This window comes from Arthrobacter sp. E3, assembly GCF_017353415.1.
GTDB lineage: Bacteria > Actinomycetota > Actinomycetes > Actinomycetales > Micrococcaceae > Specibacter.
Map to the genome: position 1 here is coordinate 1 of NZ_JAFMPX010000065.1, position 6,524 is coordinate 6,524.

The window sequence follows — 6,524 nt, forward strand, 5'->3', positions numbered from 1 at the left end:
CCCCGGCGGCCCCCCCCCCACTCCCCCCCCCCCCCACGGTTCTTTGATGTTCCCGGAGTGGAGTCCATGCTGTGATTGAGGTCGTGAATTCCGCCCCGTCATAATGCTCCCGGTCATTGAATGTAGTGAGCGTCACAGTCTAGGATGTTATCGATAACAGTGATGCGCAGCGGTCTCCCGAATCCAAAGTGGCGCCATTTCCTTGGGCTGGGCCGGCTCTGTCCGAGCAAGGTGGTTTGATGACAGATCGTAAGATCCGGCCGGGACACAATCCCCGACCAAAAGACAAAGCGGCATACATGAGGGGTTCGCTGGCAACGCTGACAGCGCTGGCCATCATGTCCTCGGCCGCCGTTGGGCTGGCCGGTCCGGCGTCCGCGGCAACGGGGGATGCGACAACGCTCTCCCTAGCCAACGGCAACGGCCTGGTGGTGGCCGTAGGCGATTCGTTCCCGCAGGTTGTTTCCTACAACCTCGGCGGCAGTGTCATTGGCGGACAGAGCAAGGCCCTGACAACGTTCCTTGTCAATGGGCAGGCTAAGACAGCCACAACCACCGTTTCCGTGAACGGTGCTACGGCCACATACCAATCCACGATTGCCGACCCTGCCATTGTCATCACCTCAACGATTGAGGTGACACAGAAGAACAAAGTTGAATTTAAGATCACGAAAGTTGCAGGGGCGGGCGAGGCTGGCATGAACACGCTTTCCATTCCCGGGCATTCCCTGTTGTCGGTCAATTCCGGCCAGTCAGGGGCGGTGCTGTCCCGCACGAAGAACACCGACGACACCACCACCAACCAGGACAGCATTCTGCCCATCACCGCTGCGGCGGCCGTCGATGCCGGCGCCGTGGGCACACCCTACGGCTTTGTCAACACCAGCGAACTGGCGGCAGGCATCATCACCAATGCCACTGAGGACAGCGGTAACAATGAGTGGAACAACCGCTTGTTCGCCCAGGTCGAGGACGGCGGTGGCGGCGCGAAGCGCGCCACGCTGTCCCCAGGCATCTTCACCTACCACCCGAAGCAAGCAACAGATTCGCGGGTTGCCACCTTCGATCTGCCCGAGGCAACAGTGGTTCTTGCCGCGGACGTGAACGGTTCCGGCACGGTGGACTGGCAGGATGCAGCCATCGTCTACAGGAACAATTCCGAAAAGCCGCTCGGCTCGGATAAGATTCCGGACCGGGTGGTTTCACGCATTCCCTTTAACTTTGGCAGCACCGCCACCAATCCGTTCCTAAAGACCCTTGACAACGTGAAGCGCTTCTCCATGGCCACGGACAATCTGGGTCAGTGGATTCTGGAAAAGGGCTACCAAAGCGAAGGGCACGACGCGGCCCACCCCGACTACGGCAACGACATCAACACCAGGGCCGGCGGTGCCAAGGACTTCAATACTCTCGTCGACGTCGGCTCGGAATACAACGCTGAGTTTGGCGTACACGTCAACGCCACCGAAGCTTACGCCCAGGCTGAATATTTCAGTGCGGAGCTCATCGGCACGCGAAGGGGAGGCTGGGACTGGCTCAACAATGCCTACTTGATCGACATGCCCCATGACTTGGGTTCCGGCAACGTGCTGAACCGTTTCGCGGAACTGCGTGAAACGGTCCCCGGGGTAAAGAGCCTGTACATTGACGCCTATCTGGAAAGTGGGGCGATGGCGGATGGATTGGCGAACAACCTGCAGAAGATGGGCTTTGAAATCACCACCGAGTACGCCTCGCGTTTTGAGAACAACGCCATCTGGTCGCATTGGGCCAATGACAAGAACTACGGTGGAAACCAGGGCATCAGCTCACAGATGATCCGGTTCATTGGCAACTCCGACCGCGACTTGTGGAACGTTGACCCGCTGCTGGGCGGCCAAGTGGTCAAAGACTACGAAGGCTGGTCGGGGCAGAAGGATTTCAACGCCACCTACTCCAAGGTGTGGAGCGACAACCTGCCCACCAAATTCCTCCAGCACTATGAACTGACGGACTGGCAGGCTGGCACCTCAGCGAAGTTGCAGGACGCCGACGGGCACAAGGTCGCCATTGACATGGTGGGTGGAGTCCGACAAGTCACTTTCGACGGCAAGCTGGTTATCGATGGCACCAAGTACCTGATCCCGTGGCAGGACATTTCAAACCTTGGAACTGTCTCGAACCCGAACGATGCCACGAAGCTGTACTTCTTCGATGCAGCTGGCGGAACCTCCACCTTTGACCTGCCCGCCAGCTTTGCAGGCACCGGCAACCTTGAGCTGTTCAAGCTCACCGACAACGGCCGAGTCAAGGTGACCGACGTTGCGGCAGCCGCCGGTAAGGTCACGCTCACTGGCGAGGCAGCCACACCATACGTGCTCGTCCCGGCCGGCGGCAAGGCGCCGCAGCCTGCCGCCAACTACGGCGAGGGCACCGGGCTGGTTGATCCCGGCTTTAACACGGGAAACCTGACTGCGTGGAATGCCACCGGCGTTGCCACGGCCCGGCGCACGGCTCTTGGTGACAATGTTGCGGTGCTGGGGGACTCGGCGTCGTCCGTGTCACAAACCATCACCGGGTTGACCCCGGGCAGCAAGTACACGGTGGGTGCTGACATTGAAATTGCCCAGGGCGAGCACAGGGCCACGGAGCTCAAGGCCACCGGCACGGGGCTTTCGGCAGTGAACGGCTTTGATGTCACACCGATGGAAAACCGCATGGCCTCCGACTCCAAGAGTGAGAGCTACGCCCAAAGGGCTCCGTTGACGTTCACCGCACCTGCCGACGGAAAAGTGAAGGTGGAAGTCTCCGCTGCAGCGGGAGCAGCGAAGGTGAGCGTCGACAACGTCCGTGTCACGATCGATGCGCCGTTGAACTCCGTCATGACCAACCCGCGGCCAGTAGTGCCCAGCACCCTGCCGGCTGTTGGCGGGAACGTGGTTTTTGCAGAAGACTTTGAAGGCAACCAGCCGGGTTGGGGACCGTTCTTCAAGGGTAACAATGGCGGCCTTTCCGATCCGCAGACGAGCATCAGCCAATTGCATGCCCCCTTCACCCAGAAAGCGTGGAAGGGTGCTGGCCAGGTGGATGATGTGATCACCGAGCAGGGTGGCACGCATTCCCTGAAGGCGCACAACGAACGCGCCGGGCTGACGTACCGCACCACGCCTGTGACCCTGCCGTTCACCTTCGGCCACGAATACGAGGTGGTCTTCGACTACCAGTCCAACGGGGCATCCCAATGGCAGTGGGTGACGGGCGTGGACACGGTCGCCGCAGGTGCTGTTGGCACCAAGGAGACCAACAACGAAACCATTCCGGAGTCCTTGGCCACCACCAGCTTCTTCAGCACCTTTGTTGCCGGATGCGGGTCGTCCTGGGTGGGCCTGAAGCGCCTTGGCAGCGGGGCGAGCGACATGGTTTTGGACAACCTCGTGGTGCGGGACCTGGGGCCTGCCGCGAACCGTCCGGGTTGCGCCAAGCTCGAAGCGGGAACGGTTCCGCCGCTGACCCCCCAGGTGCCGGCGGAATTTGTCACCACGTTTGTCAACAGCGAAGAGACCGCAGCCACCAACGTTGCACTGAGCCTGGGCACACCGCCTGAAGGCTGGACGTTCCTGGTCAAGGATCAGGACGGGAACCTCTTTGACAGTGTTGCCGCCGGCGAGTCGGTCTCGACCACGTGGGTTGTGGTTCCGGCAGCCGATGCCGCAGGCACCACCGCGAAGCTGACGCCCAACGCCGTGTACCTCAACGAGCAGTCAACCAAGTCAGTGTCGACCCAGGTGAACCTTCCGGTACAGATCTCCGGCATGGTTCCGCTGGACAAGCTCAAAGTGACAACGGACTCCCAGCAGTCTGCGTCCGGTGGTGAAGGGCCCATCACCAACGTCATCGACGCGAACACCTCCACCATCTGGCACACCAACTACGACGATGTTGCCAACCCCTACCCACACAGGGCGGCTTTTGATCTGTCGGAGGACTATGGGCTGACCGGATTTGGTTTTCAGCAGCGCCAGTCCGGCGGCCAGAATGGGCGCATCAAGGACTACAAGATTTACGTCTCCAATGACGGTGTGGACTGGGGTTCGGCGGTGGCTTCGGGCAGCTTCAAGGACGTGCCGGAAATGCAGATCGCAGCGATTCCGGCAGGCCACAAGGCCCGCTACGTGAAGTTTGAAGCTCTCAACGCGTACAACGGCCTCGGCTTTGCCGCCGCTGCCGAAATGCGCGTCTACGGCACCAACGGCAGCGAGCCAGTCGTCACCCCGCCTGTGGGCTTTGAACCTGGTGAACGTGAGCCTGACGTGACGGACGCTGCTCCTCTCGTGCTTTCCATTGACGCGGCCGGTAATTCCTTGAAGGCGGGGGAGAAGTTCACGCTCACAGTGGCAGATCTGCTGCCAGGGAGCCAGATGGACTTCACGTTTGCGCCGGCAGCGCAGGCGCTTGGATTGGCGGCCATGGATGCAACGACTCTGGTGCTGGGAACGGCCACGGCTGATGCAACGGGTATGGCGAAGCTGGCAACTGCTGTGCCGGCGGACGCTGTGCCGGGCACTTACTCGCTCCAGGCCGAGGGAACCAATGCTGCTGGGCAGGATGCCTCAGGGTCATTGGCCATCACCGTAGTGGGATCCACGACGGAGCCGACGACGGGCCCCACGACGGAGCCGACGACGGGCCTGGCAGGGGATTCGACTACAGCTCCCACCACGACGACGGTTCCTTCGACGTCCAGCCCGGCTGGGATTGACAAGCCGACGGTGAAGCCAACGCAGACCTCTGCGGCAGCTGCGACCGACAACGACGGACTGGCACACACAGGTGCCGCTGTAGGCGGCTATGCAGGCGTCGCAGGCCTGCTGCTGTTGCTTGGTTCAGCGGCCTTGGGCCTTCGACTGCGCCGTGGAGGACGTGGCCGCAGGGCGTAGCCTCCGGCGCTGAACGCAGGAAGGGCTGTGTGCCACCCAATACTGGGTGACACACAGCCCTTCCTGCGTTTGTCGCGAAAACCTTGTGTAGCGTTGTATTCCAGGCTTTGGCACAGTCGAGTGTTGCCTTGGCCAATTCTTGCCGGAGATGCTTCTGGGTCGCCGAAAAAACCGAATAGATCGCAAAGGTCGAGTTGAGCCAGGGGGCTGCTGGACTCAAGCTTGCCAGTAGAAGCTACCCAGGGCGCGACCGTAGCGGGAAGGGTCTGTGCGGCACGCTTTAACAGGGGGCTTTCGAATATTAGTTCCGCTTACTGCATTGCCAAAATGTGGTGCGCTGCTTTGGTTCCTTTGGCGGCTCCGTAGAGGACGCCGGACAGTAGCAAACCACAACCAACAAGTATGGCTGTTGCCTGCAGAGGTTCGCTCGGAAGGAATGGCGCGGGCACCGTGATGGCCATGCCAGCAAAAGCACCCACAAGCGTCGGGTTTTTTGCTGCTCGATGTCCGGCAAGCCAGGTCTGCTCATTGGTCATGATGGTTGGCGTCCTGATTCCGGCTATCCCGTTGATGCCCATGCGGCCATCAGCGCAACGTACGACGACAAGAGCAAGTAGTAGGTAGCAGGCTATGAGCATGAGTACAGCGAAGATCATGCTCCTAGTCTACGGAAATCGCATCCTGAGGCGGCATTCAAAACCGGCCGTGCTCACTGCCTCAATACGTATTCCGGGCCTCGCACGGGGGAAAACTCACGGCCTTGGGGGACAGAAAACAAAAAGGAGTGTGGGTTCACTGGCAGGATGCCGGTGAACCCACACTCCTTGGGTGCTGCTACATACCCTGTGTCTTAGGCGTGTGAGGAATTTCGCTTACGGCGGCTGAACACCGTGATTGCACCTGCCAAAAGCAGGATCAATCCACCGAGCAGGAACGGCGTGGTCCCTGCACCCGTATGAGCCAAGTCATCGCTGTCAGCGACAGCTGCCCCCGACGGCTGGGTGGGCTTCACCGTTGGCTTGTCAGTTGGCTTGTCAGTTGCGGCCGGTACAGTCGTCGATGGAGCCGTCGGCTCGGTTGTCGGCTGTTTAGTCGGTTCCTTGGTGGGTTCCGTCGTGGGCCCTGTGGTCGGTTCCTTGGTGGGCTCCGTTGTCGGCTTGATCGTCGGCTCAGTGGTGGGTTCCGTCGTCGGGTCGGTGGTGGGCTCCGGTGTGGGCTTGACCGCCTCCGTGACGGTCAATGCAAGCACCGCTGAGGCGTCGCCTGCTGAAGCTGAGACCGCGTAAGCGCCAGCGACGGTTGCAGCCGGAATGGTGACAGTCGTGCTGGCCGCACCCTCGGCATCGGTGGTGACAGTACCCAAGGAGACTTCGCCCTGAGCATCCTGAGCATCCTGAGCATCCTGGGTATCCAAGGCGACTGCGCGCAAGGCCACTCCACCCGGAGCCAGCAACAATTTAACGTCCGTAGTGGCAGGGAAGCTTGAATTCTAGGGGTCGTTGCAACACCTGGTGTTTAGTTGGTTATCAGTAGATCATGAAGTTGCTCGGCTGGTGTATTCCAGTTGAGCGTTTTGCGTGGGCGTGCGTTGAGTTCCTGGGCGACGTG

3 protein-coding genes are annotated in these 6,524 nt (G+C 60.6%); 1 reads left to right on the plus strand and 2 read right to left on the minus strand.

The features are described 5' to 3' along the window. Positions 1-239 precede the first annotated feature (239 nt). Positions 240-4,916 carry an endo-alpha-N-acetylgalactosaminidase family protein gene (locus JMA46_RS16520; protein ID WP_207346443.1) on the plus strand — a complete coding sequence of 1,559 codons (4,677 nt, stop codon included), beginning with the start codon at positions 240-242 and terminating at the stop codon, positions 4,914-4,916. Positions 4,917-5,227: 311 nt separating this feature from the next. On the opposite strand, the gene JMA46_RS16525 is transcribed toward JMA46_RS16520, so the two are convergent. Together JMA46_RS16525 and JMA46_RS16530 are read right to left on the minus strand one after the other, a co-directional pair. Continuing rightward, on the minus strand, positions 5,228-5,572 hold the full coding sequence (locus JMA46_RS16525; RefSeq protein WP_207346444.1) for an SdpI family protein: 345 nt from the start codon (positions 5,570-5,572) through the stop codon (positions 5,228-5,230). 194 nt (positions 5,573-5,766) lie between these two features. Beyond that, entirely contained in the window at positions 5,767-6,345 is a 579-nt protein-coding gene (locus JMA46_RS16530) for an LPXTG cell wall anchor domain-containing protein (protein WP_207346445.1), read from the minus strand. Between the last annotated feature and the right edge of the window lie 179 nt (positions 6,346-6,524).